Here is a 15,630-nt window from a genome sequence, read left to right on the forward strand (position 1 = left end):
GAACCCCCTGGCAACAGGGGGTTCTTTTCGTTTCGCGGAGGGTTAAGCGTGGAGCCGTGAGCCTTACGTGGGCCCTGGCAGTTACGGCGCTGTCTGGGAGGTCCTGTGGCTCGCCGTATCGTGGCAGGGGACTGCAATGGCGTGGCATGTGGGCTGGGAGCCGGACAGAATTATCTGTGCTGGAGTCTCCCTGTCTACTCGAACTTTTGGTCTACTCGAACTTTTGCATCGACAGGCCCCGATCCGTATTCCGATTTACGGGCGTTCAGTGTTCATGCTTGTAGGGATCAAGGTAGGACGATGACGTGTTTGCCGGGCTGGCCACCGGTCGTGAGTGCGCGGTGGGCCGCTGCGACTCCGTCGAGTCCCTGATGGGTGCTGGCAATGGTGACTTGTAGCGTCCCGGCTTCGATCGCTCTTAGGTGGTGGTCGAGCGCAGTGGCGGGGACGTCTTGGGCGGTGCCGGCGTAGCTGGTGAGTCGGACGCCGGTGGGGATACTGAACGGTGAGAAGTCAGGGATCGTCCACTGCCCGGTGAGTGCGCCGACGAAGCAGACGGTGCCGCCTGTGCGGACGAGGGACAGTGTGGCGGGGAGTGCGGTGGCGCTGACGAATTCGAGCGCCGCGTCCAGTCCTGTCGTGGCGAGTGTTCGGACGGTGTCAGCGAGGTTGGCGTTGTCGAGGATGGCGTGGCTGGCTCCGACCTGTTTGAGGAGGTCGAGGCTGGCGGGTTTGCGGGTGGTGGCGATGACGGTGGCACCGAGTTGGGCCGCGATGGCGATCGCTGTCAGTCCGACGGTGGAGGTCCCGCCGTGGATGAGGACGCTCTGCCCCGGTCGCAGTTGCAGTGCGGCGGTGAGTGCGCCGTGCGCGGTCTGCACCATCTCGGGCAGGGCTCCGACGATGTCCCACGGCGGGGAGGTCTCGAAGGGGATCACGTTCACAGCATCGACGACAGTGAATTCGGCATAGCTGCCGTCGATGGAGCGGCCGAGGCCACCCATCATCGTTGCGACCTTCTGCCCCGGTTCGAGATCGACACCCTCTCCGACAGCGTCGATCACGCCGACCGCTTCTATGCCGAGGATGCGGGGGAAGGTGAAGTCGGCGTCGGATTCTCCCTCACGGCTGGTGGCCTCGGACTCGTTGATCCCGAACGCCATCACCCGGATACGGACGGCACGTCGCTGACGGTGAGGCCGTCGATGTCGACGGGACCGGTGAGTCGAATCGCACGCATCGTGTCAGGCATGGTTCTGCTCATTCTTGTGGAATGGGTGATCGGCGGCGGGAAGCGCGACGAGAGCTTCATAGGCCTGGCGCACGGTCTCTTCGTCGAGTGCACTGTCCGGATGCACGACGCGGTAACTCCACCAGCCCCACAGCAAGGCATTGACGGCGAGGGCTGTGCGATCCGGGAGTACGCGGTGAAGCATTGCGAGTGACTCCGCCTCGACAGCGCGAAGGACATCCTCCACCTTCTGGTTGCGGGCGCCGTAGTGGCGTATGTCCTCGTAGAGGCGAATGTCGACGAGGCTCGGGCTCGTCGCACCGATCGTCGCGGCGACGAGCGCGTCGACGACGTCTGCGCTGGTGCGGGCGTCACGAAGCGGGGCTGCGTAACGGGGCTCGAGTTCGCCGCGGGTCGTGTTGAGGGCGCTCACGATGAGGCCCTCGAGGCTGGGGAAGTAATAGGTCATCGACCCCAACGGCACCCCGGCGTGCGAGGCGATACGCCGATACGACGCCGCGTGCATTCCATCAGCCCTGATCACATCGAGCGTCGCCTGCAGAATGCGGGACCGTCGTGCCGGGTCGTTCGGTTTCCCTCGGCGCACATCTTCTCCAGTGTCAGACCAAGTGCGTACACTCGTACGCATTAAGCTTCACGGTAGCCCAGGATGAGGGAGATTGCATGAACGGCGACGCACCGCAGGAGCGTGCTCGGGCACGAGTCGACGGGCTTCCCGGACGGAACAACAGGTGACACTTTCCGGGGCACGGCTGCAGCAGATCGCCCGCGACACAGCGGCATCGCTCGACGACGTCAGCAACGGGCGACCGTTCACCCCGCACCTGGACGTGTGGAAGGTGCGCGACAAGGTGTTCCTCATCGTCACCGATGACGACCCCGACTTGCAGATCATCACAGTCAAGGTCGACCCGCATCACGGTGATGCGTTACGCCGCGACCACGACACAATCACGGTGGGGCGCTACCTCGACAAGCGCCACTGGATCTCCGTCGGCCCGGGCGCAGGAATCACTACCGCGTTCATCGAGGACCTGGTGCACGGCTCCCACGAGCTCGCGGGCGAGCATCGAACGAGCGGGCGGTCATGACCGGGCAACCGCCGTCCCTGTTCGAGGTCGACGACGAATCCCGGCCGTTGGCCGACCGGCTGCGACCGCACACACTGGCCGATGTTGTCGGGCAAAACCACCTTCTCGCAGCGGAAGCGCCTATCGGGCGGATGGTCGACGGCCACCGCCTGGTGTCGATGGTGCTGTGGGGGCCACCTGGGTGCGGAAAGACCACTGTCGCACGCCTTCTCGCCGAGCAGACCGACCTCGCCTTCGAACCGCTCTCGGCCACTTTCTCCGGTGTCGCGGACCTTCGGAAGATCTTCCAGGCAGCCCGGCAGCGCCGAGAAATCGGCCAAGGAACCCTGCTGTTCGTCGATGAGATTCACCGCTTCAACCGCGCCCAACAGGACTCGTTCCTCCCGTATGTCGAAGACGGCACCATCGTCCTCGTCGGAGCGACCACCGAAAACCCCAGCTTCGAACTCAACGGCGCTTTGCTGTCCCGCTGCCAGGTGTTCGTCCTCAAGCGTCTCGACGACGTAGCGCTCGACACGCTCATCACCCGGGCGGAGCACCTGCTCGGCGAACCTTTGCCCCTCGATGCCGACGCGCGCCACGCGTTGATCGCGATGGCTGACGGCGACGGCCGCTATCTGCTGAACATGATCGAGCAAGTGAGGGCCCTCCCCGCACCCCTCGATCCGGCCGGGCTCGCCGCCGCCGTGCAGAAGCGGGCACCCCTGTACGACAAGTCACAGGAGGGGCATTACAACCTCATCTCCGCCCTTCACAAGTCCATGCGCGGCTCCGACCCGGACGCCGCTCTTTATTGGTTGGCGCGGATGCTCCAGGGTGGCGAGGACCCCCTGTTCATCGCTCGCCGCATCACTCGGTTCGCGAACGAAGACATCGGTCTCGCCGATCCGAACGCCGTGCAGCAGGCCCTGGCCGCGTGGGACGTGTACGAACGCCTCGGCTCACCCGAAGGGGAACTCGCCATCGCGCAAGCCGTGCTCTATCTCTCCACCGCACCGAAATCCATCGGCGTGTACCGCGGCTTCAACAAGGCATGGGCTGCCGCGAAACGCACCGGCTCGCTCATGCCGCCCGCGCACATCCTCAACGCCCCTACCAGTCTGATGAAGAACCTCGGTTACGGGAAGGGCTACCAGTACGACCCTGACACCGACACTGGATTCTCCGGCGCCGACTATTTCCCCGACGGCCTGCCCCGAGAGACGTTCTACGAGCCCACGACCGGCGGCTACGAGCGCGCCATCGGTGAACGGCTCCGCCACTGGGATCAGCTCCGCAACGGCACGACCAACGACGACGACAACGACCCTAAGTCCTCACCGGAAGGACTCGTTCCATGACTGGCACCATCGAAACGCACCCCGTTCGCTCCTGGCTGGGCATCCCGTTCTCCACTGCCGAACGCTTCCGCAGCCCGGTTCTGATCCCATACGACCCCGACCTTCCCTACGACGAGAAGGGTCCAGCCCCCTCCAAGCCGGCGCTCCCACCTGGCTCGAGGCCCACAACGGATTCAGCGAAGACTGCCTGAACCTCAACGTCTGGGCACCTGAGGATGCGGGCGCCGAGCCACTGCCGGTGATCGTCTACATCTTCGGCGGAGGCTGGGAGCTCGGCGCGAACACCCAGACAACCTCGAACGCGGCCGGACTTGCCACTACCGGCCGCGCGATCGGTTCCCGAGAAATCGGGACGCCTACAGTCGTTTCTGCGCCTACGTGACAATCCGGGCGCACTCGAGATTTCGGTAGCCTGGGGCGTAAGACGTGCTCTTCTAGGGAAACAGGTGAGGGAAGTTGACTACCAAAAAGGTCGACCCTCCCGTCGACGATTCCGACCTGACGCTCTTTCGCGAAGCCGAGTCTCGTATCCACGAGGCCGAGTCCCGCTGGTCGAGGTGGCGCGCGCATATAGCTGCCCGCCCGAGCTTGAATCTCGCGTATCGAATCGCGGTTGGGTTTGTCGGCCTCGTCGTACTGGCGGCCGGTGTTCTGGCCATCCCTTATCCCGGACCTGGCTGGCTTATCGTCTTTGCCGGCCTCGGAATCCTGGCGTCGGAGTTTGCCTGGGCGCATAGACTGCTGCATTTCGCCAAGGCACGGTACGACCGTTTCATGACGTGGTTCGGCAAGCAGTCCCTGTTTGTCAAGGGAATCGGCGTTCTCTTCACCACAGTGATCGTCGTTGCAACATTGTGGCTTCTGGGCACCTTCGGCCTGATCGGGACTTGGGTTGGCCTCGACTACTCCTGGCTCGAGTCGCCGCTCTGAGGTGAAAGTGGCTTGTTAACTTCACTCGGTTGACTCGTCGGGTCGGCAGGGTAGATAACATGATCGTGCACGTGCTCGCTGTGGGTGCGATGCACGTCTTACTTGCCGCAATACTTTAGGAGCACATCGCCGTGACCAGTCCCGCGCCAGAGCACTCAGCCGCCCCACTTCGGGTGCCCGCGGGGACGACCGCCGGAACTGCAGTGCGTGAGGCCGGATATCCCACCAAGGGACCGGACGTCATTGTCGTCGTTCGTGACAGCGAAGGAACGCTCAAGGATCTGGCGTGGACCCCGGAGGTCGACGTCGAGGTGGAGCCTGTTGCAGCGTCCACCGAGGACGGCCGCAGCGTGATCCGTCACTCGGCCGCGCACGTCTTGGCGCAGGCAGTGCAGAAGGAATTCCCCGACGCGAAGCTGGGTATCGGTCCGCCGATCACCGACGGCTTCTACTACGACTTTGCTGTCGATCGGCCGTTCACTCCGGAGGATCTGACCAAGCTCGAAAAGCGGATGAAGCAGATCATCAAGGGTTCGCAGCGATTCTCCCGCCGAGTGGTCGATTCCATCGAGGACGCTCGCGTCGAATTGGCAGACGAGCCCTTCAAGCTCGAGCTCATCAACGACAAGTCGGGCATCGACGATCCGGAGATCATGGAGGTCGGTGGCAACGAACTGACCATCTACGACAACCTCGATCCGCGTACCGGCGACACCATCTGGTCCGACCTGTGCCGTGGTCCCCACATCCCGACCACGAAGCACATCCCGGCCTTCAAGTTGACCCGAAGCTCCGCTGCCTACTGGCGCGGCAACCAGGACAACGCCGATCTACAGCGCGTCTACGGCACCGCATGGGAGTCCACCGAGGCTCAGGATGAGTACCTGGAGCTCCTGGCCGAGGCCGAGCGCCGCGATCACCGCAAGCTCGGTAGTGAACTCGATCTCTTCAGCTTCCCGGACGAGTTGGGCTCCGGTCTGCCGGTCTTCCATCCGAAGGGCGGAATCATCCGCACCGAGATGGAGAACTACTCGCGCAGCCGCCACATCGAGGCCGGCTACGAGTTCGTCAACACCCCGCACATCACCAAGGGGCATCTGTACGAGGTTTCGGGTCACCTCGACTGGTACCGCGACGGCATGTTCCCCGCGATGCATATCGATGCGGAACTGAACGAGGACGGCACCGTGCGCAAGCCGGGCCAGGATTACTACCTCAAGCCGATGAACTGCCCGATGCACAACCTGATCTTCCGTGCACGTGGCCGCTCGTACCGCGAATTGCCGTTGCGGCTCTTCGAATTCGGCTCCGTGTACCGCTATGAGAAGTCCGGCGTCGTCCACGGTCTGACACGCGTGCGCGGCATGACTCAGGACGACGCGCATATCTACTGCACACGCGAGCAGATGCGCGACGAGCTCACCACCACGCTGCAGTTCGTGCTGAATCTGCTCAAGGACTACGGTCTCGATGATTTCTATCTGGAGCTGTCCACCAAGAACCCGGACAAGTTCGTCGGTAACGACGACGTGTGGGAAGAGGCGACCGCAACACTCGCCGAGGTCGGCGAAGCATCCGGTCTGACTTTGGTGCCGGACCCGGGCGGAGCCGCGTTCTACGGCCCCAAGATTTCCGTTCAGGTCAAGGACGCTCTCGGCCGCACGTGGCAGATGTCCACCATTCAGCTCGACTTCAACCTGCCGGAGCGGTTCGACCTCGAATACACCGGCAGCGACGGCGTCAAGACCCGGCCGGTCATGATCCACCGAGCGCTGTTCGGTTCGATCGAGCGATTCTTCGGTGTGCTGACCGAGCATTACGCGGGCGCATTCCCAGCGTGGCTCGCGCCGGTGCAGGTCGTCGGAATCCCGGTTGCCGAGGCGTTTGTCGATCATCTCTTCGACGTCACCAAGAAGCTCAAGGCGGCAGGTGTTCGCGCCGAGGTCGATTTCAGCGACGACCGGATGCAGAAGAAGATCCGCAACCACACCACGCAGAAGGTTCCGTTCATGCTGCTCGCCGGCGAGCGCGATGTCGAAGCAGGCGCCGTCAGCTTCCGCTTCCGCGACGGAACCCAGATCAACGGTATTCCCACCGACGACGCGGTTCGGATCATCACGGAGTGGATCGCTCGACGCGAAAATGCTTCTCCGACTGCGGAACTGGTTCAGTCAAGCGTGGCGCCATGAGCATGCCCGATAGTGACGGTCCAGGTTCGTTGATCGATCAGGGTGTCGGTGATCCAGACCATCTTCAGCGGATCTGGTCGCCCCACCGGATGTCGTACATCACCGAGGCGCCCAACACGCCCGGCACGACGGGCGAACCGTTCATCGACATCCCCAAGATGTCCGACGAGGAAGGCTTGATCGTCGCCCGCGGTGAGCATGTGTACGCGGTCCTGAACCTGTACCCGTACAACCCCGGCCATCTGATGGTGGTGCCGTACCGCAAGGTCGCGGCGCTCGAGGACCTGACGCCCGAGGAAAGCGCCGAGTTGATGGCGTTCACGCAGCGCGCGCTGCGGGTCATCAAGAGTGTGTCCAACCCGCACGGTTTCAACGTGGGTCTCAACCTCGGCGCTGCCGCGGGTGGATCGCTGTCCGAGCACCTTCACCAGCATGTGGTTCCGCGTTGGGGCGGCGACGCCAACTTCATCACCGTCTTGGGTGGTGTGAAGGTGATGCCGCAGTTGTTGCGCGAGACCAGGGGATTACTCGCTCGTGCTTGGCAAGAGTGAGCGAACCGAGTTGATTCGACGGGTCCCACTTCGGGACTCACTAGGTGGAGGTTTCCAGAGGTGTTGAGCTTCTTCGGACGCGCATCGGTGTCCAAGGTAACGGCACCGATGGGTCAAGCTCTGATCAAAACCGGTTTGACGCCCGACGCGGTCACGATCATCGGCACGGTCGCAAGCGTCGCCGGCGCCGTGACACTGTTCCCGTCCGGGCATCTGTTCTGGGGAACCATCTTCATCTGGTTCTTTGTCATGTTCGACATGCTGGACGGCGCGATGGCCCGTGCCCGCGGCGGCGGAACCCGCTACGGCGCGGTTCTCGACGCAACGTGTGACCGTGTTGCAGACGGCGCGATTTTTGCGGGCTTGGCTTGGTGGGCTGTCTACCACGAGAACAACAAGTGGCTCCTGGTGGCGACGCTCATCTGCTTGGTCACCAGCCAGGTAATTTCTTACGCGAAGGCCAGAGCCGAGGCGAGTGGTCTGACTGCCGATGGCGGTTGGATCGAGCGTCCCGATCGTCTGGTGATCGTGTTGGTCGGTTCCGGCCTCACCGGACTCGGATTGCCGTGGGCAATCCACATCGCCATGTGGGTTCTTGCCGCGGGCAGTATCGTGACTGTTTTCCAACGTGTGCTTGCGGTGCGGAATTCGCCTGGCGCGCGGGAGCTTCTACCGATCGCACCGGCTGCATCCGACACCGAAGGTGAGTCCGACAAGTGAGTGTTGCCGAGCGCGCTACCGACCTGGGGTACGCCGCCGGGTGGAGACTGGTTCGCAGTCTGCCGGAGTCCGTCGCGGTCAAGCTTTTTGACGCCGGCGCGGATTTTGCAGTGCGCAAGGGTGGTCCCGAACAACTGCGCAAGAACCTGGCCAGAGTTCTCGGGACGACGCCGGCAGAGGTTCCCGATCAGCTGATCAAGGAATCGATGCGCTCGTACGCGAGGTATTGGCGTGAGGCGTTCCGATTGCCGTCGATGGATCTGGCTGTGACGGGCAAAGCCCTGAACGATCTGGTCGAGGGGCAGGAATACCTCGAGAAGGCAATGGCCGACGGCAAGGGCGCTGTGTTGGCCTTGCCGCACAGTGGCAATTGGGACATGGCCGGCGTGTGGTGTGTTCAGCAATGGGGTGGATTGACCTCGGTTGCCGAGCGGCTGAAGCCGGAATCGCTGTACGAGCGTTTTGTGGAGTATCGCGAGAGCCTCGGCTTCGAGATCTTCCCGCTGAGCGGCGGCGAACATCCGCCGTTCGTCGAGTTGTCGAAAGATCTGCGCGAGAACAAAATTGTGTGCCTGCTAGGGGAGCGCGACCTGGCAAAAAAGGGCGTGCCGGTGACATTCTTCGGCGAACCTACTCGTATGCCGGCCGGCCCCGCAAAGCTTGCCATCGACACCGGAGCGGCCTTGTTGCCGGTGCACTGCTGGTTCACCGACGACGGTTGGGGATTCAAGATCGATCCGCCGATCGACGTGTCCGAAGGCGTCGGCCCGGCCACTCAAGCGCTAGCCGACCAGTTTGCGATCAACATTGCAGCCCACCCGGCGGATTGGCACATGCTGCAACCGCTCTGGCGTTCCGACCTTTCCGAATCGCGGCTCGCCCGCATGGAGGGTGAATGAAAATCGGCATGATCTGCCCGTATTCGTTCGACGTACCCGGTGGGGTGCAAGCGCATGTGGTGGATCTAGCCGAGGTGTTGATCGAGCGCGGGCACAAGGTCAGCGTATTGGCGCCGTCGTCGGATGACGACGAGCTGCCCGAGTTTGTCGTTTCGGCAGGCAAAGCGGTCGCGATTCCGTACAACGGTTCCGTCGCGCGTTTGTCCTTCGGGCCTACGGCGAATGCGCGTCTGCGTAAGTTCATCGCCGAAGGTGACTTCGACGTTCTGCACATTCACGAGCCGAACGCGCCCAGTCTGTCGATGCTTGCGTTGCGCATTGCGGAGGGCCCGATTGTCGCGACGTTCCATACATCGACCACGAAGTCGTTGGTACTGAGCACTTTCCAAGGCGTGTTAGCTCCCTATCTCGAAAAGATCAGTGGCCGCATCGCTGTCTCGGAGTTGGCGCGTCGGTGGCAAGTCGAGTCCCTGGGATCCGACGCCGTCGAAATCCCGAACGGCGTAGACGTTGCTGCGTTTGCCGGGGCGGAACTTCTGCCCGGCTATCCGCGCGAAGGCGGAACCATTCTGTTCCTCGGTCGCTACGACGAACCGCGCAAGGGGATGGCGGTGCTGTTGGGTGCATTGCCGGCGCTGGTCGAGCGTCATCCGAACCTCGAGGTCATCGTCGTCGGGCGCGGCGACGAGGACAAGCTTCGTAAGGAAGCCGGTCGGTACTCCCGTCACTTGCGTCTGCTCGGTCAGGTCAGTGATGAGGAGAAAGCGTCGGCGTTGCGTAGTGCCGACGTGTACTGCGCACCCAACCTCGGTGGTGAGAGTTTCGGAATCGTGCTGGTGGAGGCGATGGCGGCGGGGACCGCAGTCGTGGCCAGTGAACTCGATGCCTTCCGCCGAGTGCTTCGCGACGGACAAGCCGGATTGTTGGTTCCGATCGGGGATTCCGACGCACTTGCCGCGGCTATCGATTCGGTTCTCGGTGATCCTGACCGTCGTAGGGCATTGGTCAATACCGCGACCGCGGTGGTTGCCGAATACGACTGGCCGGTTGTGGCTGAACAGATCCTGCGGGTCTACGAGACCGTGACTGTTGGCGGCACCGGCGTGCATGTGGTGGGATCGTGACTTTTTCTGCACTGACAATTTTTGTCCTGGGGCTCATCGCTGCCGTCGTTCTGGTCATCGGGCTGTGGGCGTACGCAACGGCAAACCGGTTGGACCGCTTGCATGTCCGGTCCGATCAGTCGTGGCTGGCGCTCGATGCGGCGTTGTCGCGCAGGGCCGCTGTGGTTCGCGCTGCGGCCGTCGACATGAGTGCCGAGGACGCTCGACGGTTCGTGAAGCTGGCAGATGCGGCCGAACGGGCCGATCGGCAGGACCGCGAGCTGGCCGAGAATCGACTGTCCAATGCTCTTGCGGCATATGGAACGACGTCGCTGCGGCCGCAGTTGGTTGCAGAGCTGGCTGACGCCGAGGCTCGGGTGCTGATCGCTCGCCGGTTCCACAACGATGCTGTCCGTGACACCCTCGCGCTGCGAACCCGCAGGTTGGTCCGCTGGCTTCACCTGGGTGGAACCGCGCCGCTGCCACAGTATTTCGAGATCACCGAACGGACCACCGCGGCCGCAGTTCCCGAGGGCATTACCGTGGATACGGCTCGGACGTCCGCGCGAGTGGTGCTGCTAGATCGGCAAAACCGCGTGCTGCTTCTGCGCGGCCATGATCCGAAGATTCCGGACCGTCAGTTCTGGTTTACGGTCGGCGGGGGAATCGAGCGTGGCGAACAAATTCGGGCCGCTGCAGTTCGTGAGGTCGCCGAGGAAACAGGGTTGACGATCGCGCCGGAAGACCTCCGTGGACCGCTGTGGCGCCGCGTCGCGATCTTCCCGTTCGACGGTGAGTTGATCCGCTCGGAGGAATTGTTCTTCACCACGCGTACCTCGGGCTTCACTCCGGTGTTCAAGGGTCACACCGAATTGGAACAACGCGCGATTTCCGGCTACCGGTGGTGCAGCGCTGACGTCATTCGTGAACTGACCAAAGCTGGGGAGCCGGTGTATCCGCTCGATTTGGCAAACTTGCTGGCAGAAGCTGCGACCGTCGCCGATGGCGCCGAAGATCCGGAAGTGCGCTCGATCCGCTGATCGCGTTTAAGGCCAGCAATGGCAAATTGGCTACGGAATCAAAGGCCGGTTCGTTCTACAGTTCTGGGGTTCGATCATCACGCCACTATTGCAGGAGTTTGCTGTGAGCACCCCCGATTCTGCCCCCACCACTGCCGTTGGCACCGCACGCGTCAAGCGCGGTATGGCCGAGATGCTCAAGGGCGGTGTGATCATGGACGTGGTCACCGCCGAGCAGGCCAAGATTGCCGAAGACGCCGGCGCGGTTGCTGTCATGGCACTCGAGCGCGTCCCTGCAGACATTCGCGCCCAGGGCGGCGTCTCGCGTATGAGCGATCCGGACATGATCGACAGCATCATCTCCACCGTCAGCATCCCCGTCATGGCGAAGGCGCGTATCGGCCACTTCGTCGAAGCGCAGATCCTGCAGAGCCTCGGCGTCGACTACATCGACGAGTCCGAAGTTCTCACCCCGGCCGACTACGCCAACCACATCGACAAGTGGAAGTTCACGGCTCCGTTCGTCTGTGGCGCCACCAACCTCGGTGAAGCACTGCGTCGTATCAACGAAGGTGCGGCCATGATCCGCTCCAAGGGTGAAGCCGGCACCGGAGACGTCTCCAACGCCACCACCCACATGCGCACCATCCGCGCGGAGATTCGTCGTCTCACCTCGCTCAGCGAGGACGAGCTGTACGTCGCGGCAAAGGAATTGCAGGCTCCGTACGAGCTCGTCGTCGAGGTTGCCAAGGCCGGCAAGCTTCCCGTCACCATGTTCACCGCCGGTGGCATCGCCACCCCGGCCGACGCCGCGATGATGATGCAGCTCGGCGCCGAGGGCGTGTTTGTCGGATCGGGCATCTTCAAATCCGGTAACCCGCAGCAGCGCGCCGAGGCCATCGTCAAGGCCACGACGTTCTTCGACGACCCGGACGTGCTCGCCAAGGTCTCTCGCGGACTGGGCGAAGCAATGGTCGGCATCAACGTCGACGACCTGCCCGTCGGACATCGTCTCGCCGAGCGAGGTTGGTGATTTTCGTAGGGCGGTAATCTGGCTCGGTGCCTGATCGTCAATCCCTTGCGGCTCTACTCCCGTTGGGATTGGCGATGGCGTTGGTCGGTGCTTCGTTCGGAGCGGTTGCGGTAGCGGCGGGGGTGTCGTTGCCGCAGGTTATTGCACTGTCGGGCATCGTCTACGCGGGCGGAGCTCAGTTTCTCGTGGTGGCGGCGGTGGTTGCGGGTGCAGCCCCCGCCGCTGTCGTTTTTGGTGGGCTGCTTCTCAACGCGCGTCACCTGCCGTACGGATTGGTGCTTGCCGACGTTCTGCGGGGGAGTTGGCGCTCACGCATCTTCGGCGCGCACCTGATGACCGACGAAGCCACGGCTTTCACCACAGCGCAGCTTGCGTCGCACGGTGACGTGGCTCGTGCCCGCAAGACGTTCTTCGCTGCGGGAATCACGCTGTTTCTTGCGTGGAATATCGGTACCGCGATCGGGGCAGTCGGCGGCAATCTTCTGGGCGATCCCGACGCGCTTGGTATCGACGCGGCATTTCCGGCAGCACTGCTGGCGCTCACCGCCGGGGCGTGGCGAGAACGGCTCGACCGGCGGGTTGCGTTGCTGGGGGCGGCAATTGCGGTGGTTCTGACGCCTGTGCTGCCTGCCGGTCTCGGCGTCATCGCCGGGTTGCTCGGATTGATCGCGGCGGGTCGTAACGGATGAGCTGGTGGATCATCGGCCTGATTGCCTTGGGAACCTTTGGCTTTCGTATTTCCGGGCCACTGTTACGGGATCGAATTCATTTCAGCCCGAGGGCGGTACGCATGCTCGGGTTGGGCGCAACGGCACTTCTGGTGTCGCTGGCCGCGACACAGACCGTCTACTCCGGCGACGGTTTTGCCGGGTGGGCGCGTGTGATCGGTGTTGCTGTTGCAGGCGTACTGATTTGGCGCCGTGCACCATTCGTGGTGATTGTGGTGGGTGCAGCCGCGACGACGGCGGTGCTGAGGATAGTGGGGGTTGCCTGAATCAGAGGTGATCTGCCTGCTGTAGGGCGAATTTCAGACCCGCTTACTCGGAGGCTGAATCGGAGTCGTCGGTGCCCGAGGTAGATTTGGTCTCCTCATCATCGAACGATCCTTCCGGACGGTCGACGGGACCACCACCAGGCTCGTTCGAACCGGTGTCGCGGGAGCCAGGTTCGCCTCGCTCGGATTGAGGTTCCTCGGACAGATGCTCACCGGGTGCGTTGTTTGTCATGATCGTCCTCTCATCTTTTGTGATCGACTTCCGGCATGATCACCTCGGAGTGAATGCAAGGCGACAAGCCCTCACTTTCCAGTGAACGCGGACGCAATATCGAAGTCAACGCCTCGAAGATTGGATCAGTGCAGGACGCTCTGACGAAGTTCGTCGTCGAGGGATGCCCTGGGGTCGTATTGGCTAGTGCCGTGACGAAAGTTCACCCGCGGCCCAGCTTTTCGATGCAGGTATTCGGATTGGGCAAGAGGCGTATGTGGACAGAAGTTATTTCTGCACAGTGTTTTTCGGACTTTGTGATGGGTGGAGGTCATAGCGTCTGCCGTTGTTGTGGCGACTTCGCGGCGCCCTCGGAGCGAAGCGTTGCGCTCCAGGTGGCGAGCAGTTTCAGCGCATCAGCGCCCGGTGTTCCGGGCTCCGCCGTATAGGCAAACAAGGTGAGCCCTTCCTCGCCGGGGAGCGTCATCGCTTGGAATGTGAGCGCGAAATCCCCGACGATCGGGTGATGAAAGGCCTTGATACCGGTGCGGTGAAACCTCACATTCTGTTTCGCCCACATCGTGCGGAACTTTTCACTCTTGGTCGACAACTCACCGATGAGGTTGGAGAGGTCACGGTTGTGAGGGTCCTGAGCAGCTTCATGACGGAGGATCGCAACGATGTCCTCTGCCATTGCGTCCCATTCGGTCAATCGTGTGACTGACCGGTCATCGAGAAACACATATCGGGCGATGTTGTCGGGCCGGCCGTCGTCATCTTCTCGGTAGTAGAGCGCCCGCGCGAGGTCGTTCATGCCGAGCACATCGAGGCACCCGTTCTGCACAAACGCGGGAACCCCGGTCATTCCGTCGAGGAGGTGGATAACGCTGGGGCGCAGCTTGTGTGTGGTTCGGCGTCGGTGCCGCGGGGGCGAGGCGTTCGCGGCGCGAGCGAGATCAAACAGGTATTTACGCTCCGCGTCGTCGAGCTGCAAGGCGCGGGCGAGAGATTCGATGATGTTCTCGGAAGCGCCTGCGAGATTTCCGCGCTCGAGGCGGTTGTAGTAATCGACACTCATCCCGGATATCATCGCGAGTTCTTCGCGTCGCAGACCGGGAACGCGACGCTGGCCGCCGTACGTCTGCACGCCGGCCATTTCAGGGGTAATTCTGGCTCGCCGTGACTTGAGGAAGTCTTTCACTTCTTGGCTGGTGGTCGCATCGACACACGGTACGCGCGAAGGTGGGGCCAATGGGAGGTACTGGCGTTACATGGAAGAGCAGTCACTACCTGCCTTCCCCGTTGGACGATTGTATGGCTTTATGCCCACAGTCAGCACATATGCAGTGCCGGCGGTCATGTCGAGTCCGCTGAACACGACCGAAAGAAGAAACCACATCATGAGTACCGAAGTCGCCGTCGTCATCGGTTCCGGAAGTATCGGAGTTGCCATCGGCCGCCGCGCCGCTGTTGGACGCAAACTCGTTCTAGCCGACTTCAACCAGCAGGCAATGGACGCCGTCGCCGAGCAACTGCGCGGCGAAGGCTATGAAGTGACCACCCACCCGATCGACATCTCGGCGCACGACTCCGTCAAGAAGCTCGCCGAAGACGCGGCAGCCCTCGGCGATGTCACGCGCGTCATCGTCGCGGCCGGGGTCTCACCTGTGCAGGCCAGCACCCAAAGAGTGCTGGCCGTGGACCTCGCCGGCACCGCCTACGTGCTCGAGGAATTCGGTCGCATCATTGCGGCAGGCGGGTCAGGTCTCGTGATCGCGAGCATGGCCGGCCATATGGGCGACGGCTACCACAAAGATATCGAGCACGCCCTGGCATACACGCCCGCCGCCGACCTTCTCGCCCTGCCTGCCTTCGACTCCGAGGTCGTCGGAAACTCCGGCGCCGCATACACACTTGCCAAGCGCGCCAACGCCCTCCGCGTCCAGGCCGCCGCTGTCAGCTGGGGCGCGCGCGGTGCGCGGGTGAACTGTCTCAGCCCCGGCATCATCTCGACCCCGCTGGCTCAGGACGAGATGTCCGGCCCCAACTCGGCCGGCTATGCCGCCATGATCCACACCTCCGCCGCCGGCCGCATGGGCACCCCATCCGAAGTCGCCGACATTGCCGCGTTCCTCCTCGGCCCCGACGGCGCATTCGTCACTGGTTCCGATTTACTCATCGACGGCGGCGTGATTGCCGCGATGCGCGCCGGCCAGCTCGGCTGACCGTGGCGAAACCGCAGCACCCAGGCGAACCTGGGTGCGGCGGGAACACGGCACTCGGCACGGCGGCAGACCA

19 protein-coding genes are annotated in these 15,630 nt (G+C 62.9%); 15 read left to right on the forward strand and 4 right to left on the reverse strand.

The window, feature by feature from the left end; all coding sequences use genetic code 11:
* Positions 1 to 287 precede the first annotated feature (287 nt).
* Positions 288 to 1,163 (reverse strand): zinc-binding dehydrogenase, encoded by an 876-nt coding sequence (locus tag V2B23_RS01475; protein ID WP_430948693.1) that lies wholly within the window; start codon positions 1,161 to 1,163, stop codon positions 288 to 290.
* Between the two features lie 81 nt (positions 1,164 to 1,244).
* Positions 1,245 to 1,838: a TetR/AcrR family transcriptional regulator gene (locus V2B23_RS01480; RefSeq protein WP_430948694.1), complete on the reverse strand. Its 594-nt coding sequence runs from the start codon at positions 1,836 to 1,838 to the stop codon at positions 1,245 to 1,247.
* 145 nt (positions 1,839 to 1,983) lie between these two features.
* On the opposite strand from V2B23_RS01480, the gene V2B23_RS01485 reads away from it, so the two are divergent.
* The 14 genes from V2B23_RS01485 to V2B23_RS01550 all read left to right on the forward strand — a co-directional run bounded on the left by V2B23_RS01485 (position 1,984) and on the right by V2B23_RS01550 (position 13,121).
* A complete protein-coding gene (locus tag V2B23_RS01485) occupies positions 1,984 to 2,343 on the forward strand; it encodes an MmcQ/YjbR family DNA-binding protein (protein WP_430948695.1) in 360 nt (119 codons plus the stop codon).
* Complete coding sequence (locus tag V2B23_RS01490; RefSeq protein ID WP_430948696.1) at positions 2,340 to 3,683, forward strand: replication-associated recombination protein A; 1,344 nt, start codon at positions 2,340 to 2,342, stop codon at positions 3,681 to 3,683. The genes V2B23_RS01485 and V2B23_RS01490 overlap by 4 nt, the downstream gene beginning before the upstream one ends.
* Positions 3,680 to 3,874 (forward strand): hypothetical protein, encoded by a 195-nt coding sequence (locus tag V2B23_RS01495; protein ID WP_430949188.1) that lies wholly within the window; start codon positions 3,680 to 3,682, stop codon positions 3,872 to 3,874. The genes V2B23_RS01490 and V2B23_RS01495 overlap by 4 nt, the downstream gene beginning before the upstream one ends.
* A complete protein-coding gene (locus V2B23_RS01500) occupies positions 3,871 to 4,065 on the forward strand; it encodes a hypothetical protein (RefSeq protein WP_430949157.1) in 195 nt (64 codons plus the stop codon). Before V2B23_RS01495 ends, V2B23_RS01500 begins: the two co-directional genes overlap by 4 nt.
* 146 nt (positions 4,066 to 4,211) lie before the next feature.
* Entirely contained in the window at positions 4,212 to 4,613 is a 402-nt protein-coding gene (locus V2B23_RS01505; RefSeq protein WP_430949158.1) for a TIGR02611 family protein, read from the forward strand.
* A gap of 131 nt (positions 4,614 to 4,744) precedes the next feature.
* Positions 4,745 to 6,802, forward strand: a complete 2,058-nt coding sequence (gene thrS, locus V2B23_RS01510) for a threonine--tRNA ligase (protein ID WP_430948697.1) — start codon at positions 4,745 to 4,747, stop codon at positions 6,800 to 6,802.
* Positions 6,799 to 7,353 (forward strand): HIT family protein, encoded by a 555-nt coding sequence (locus tag V2B23_RS01515; protein WP_430948698.1) that lies wholly within the window; start codon positions 6,799 to 6,801, stop codon positions 7,351 to 7,353. The genes thrS and V2B23_RS01515 overlap by 4 nt, the downstream gene beginning before the upstream one ends.
* A 60-nt stretch (positions 7,354 to 7,413) precedes the next feature.
* On the forward strand, positions 7,414 to 8,073 hold the full coding sequence (gene pgsA / locus V2B23_RS01520; protein ID WP_430948699.1) for a phosphatidylinositol phosphate synthase: 660 nt from the start codon (positions 7,414 to 7,416) through the stop codon (positions 8,071 to 8,073).
* Positions 8,070 to 8,972, forward strand: a complete 903-nt coding sequence (locus V2B23_RS01525; RefSeq protein ID WP_430948700.1) for a phosphatidylinositol mannoside acyltransferase — start codon at positions 8,070 to 8,072, stop codon at positions 8,970 to 8,972. The genes pgsA and V2B23_RS01525 overlap by 4 nt, the downstream gene beginning before the upstream one ends.
* Positions 8,969 to 10,096, forward strand: coding sequence for a glycosyltransferase family 4 protein (locus tag V2B23_RS01530; RefSeq protein WP_430948701.1), 1,128 nt, complete (start codon positions 8,969 to 8,971; stop codon positions 10,094 to 10,096). The genes V2B23_RS01525 and V2B23_RS01530 overlap by 4 nt, the downstream gene beginning before the upstream one ends.
* The gene (locus tag V2B23_RS01535; RefSeq protein WP_430948702.1) at positions 10,093 to 11,115 is read left to right on the forward strand and encodes an NUDIX hydrolase; all 1,023 of its coding nucleotides are present in this window, start codon (positions 10,093 to 10,095) and stop codon (positions 11,113 to 11,115) included. The genes V2B23_RS01530 and V2B23_RS01535 overlap by 4 nt, the downstream gene beginning before the upstream one ends.
* A gap of 103 nt (positions 11,116 to 11,218) precedes the next feature.
* Positions 11,219 to 12,127, forward strand: coding sequence for a pyridoxal 5'-phosphate synthase lyase subunit PdxS (gene pdxS / locus V2B23_RS01540; RefSeq protein WP_033234706.1), 909 nt, complete (start codon positions 11,219 to 11,221; stop codon positions 12,125 to 12,127).
* Positions 12,128 to 12,153: 26 nt separating this feature from the next.
* Positions 12,154 to 12,816 carry an AzlC family ABC transporter permease gene (locus V2B23_RS01545; protein ID WP_430948703.1) on the forward strand — a complete coding sequence of 221 codons (663 nt, stop codon included), beginning with the start codon at positions 12,154 to 12,156 and terminating at the stop codon, positions 12,814 to 12,816.
* Positions 12,813 to 13,121, forward strand: coding sequence for an AzlD domain-containing protein (locus V2B23_RS01550; RefSeq protein WP_430948704.1), 309 nt, complete (start codon positions 12,813 to 12,815; stop codon positions 13,119 to 13,121). The genes V2B23_RS01545 and V2B23_RS01550 overlap by 4 nt, the downstream gene beginning before the upstream one ends.
* 43 nt (positions 13,122 to 13,164) lie before the next feature.
* Here V2B23_RS01550 and V2B23_RS01555 read toward each other — a convergent pair whose 3' ends face one another.
* Together V2B23_RS01555 and V2B23_RS01560 are read right to left on the reverse strand one after the other, a co-directional pair.
* A complete protein-coding gene (locus V2B23_RS01555; protein ID WP_430948705.1) occupies positions 13,165 to 13,353 on the reverse strand; it encodes a hypothetical protein in 189 nt (62 codons plus the stop codon).
* Positions 13,354 to 13,663: 310 nt separating this feature from the next.
* Positions 13,664 to 14,488 (reverse strand): helix-turn-helix transcriptional regulator, encoded by an 825-nt coding sequence (locus V2B23_RS01560; RefSeq protein ID WP_430949159.1) that lies wholly within the window; start codon positions 14,486 to 14,488, stop codon positions 13,664 to 13,666.
* Positions 14,489 to 14,732: 244 nt separating this feature from the next.
* Between V2B23_RS01560 and V2B23_RS01565 the strand changes: the two genes are divergently transcribed.
* Positions 14,733 to 15,557, forward strand: a complete 825-nt coding sequence (locus tag V2B23_RS01565; protein WP_430948706.1) for an SDR family oxidoreductase — start codon at positions 14,733 to 14,735, stop codon at positions 15,555 to 15,557.
* The last annotated feature ends 73 nt before the right edge of the window (positions 15,558 to 15,630 follow it).

The organism is Rhodococcus sp. 24CO (assembly GCF_050586165.1).
In the GTDB taxonomy this organism is placed as follows: domain Bacteria; phylum Actinomycetota; class Actinomycetes; order Mycobacteriales; family Mycobacteriaceae; genus Rhodococcus_F.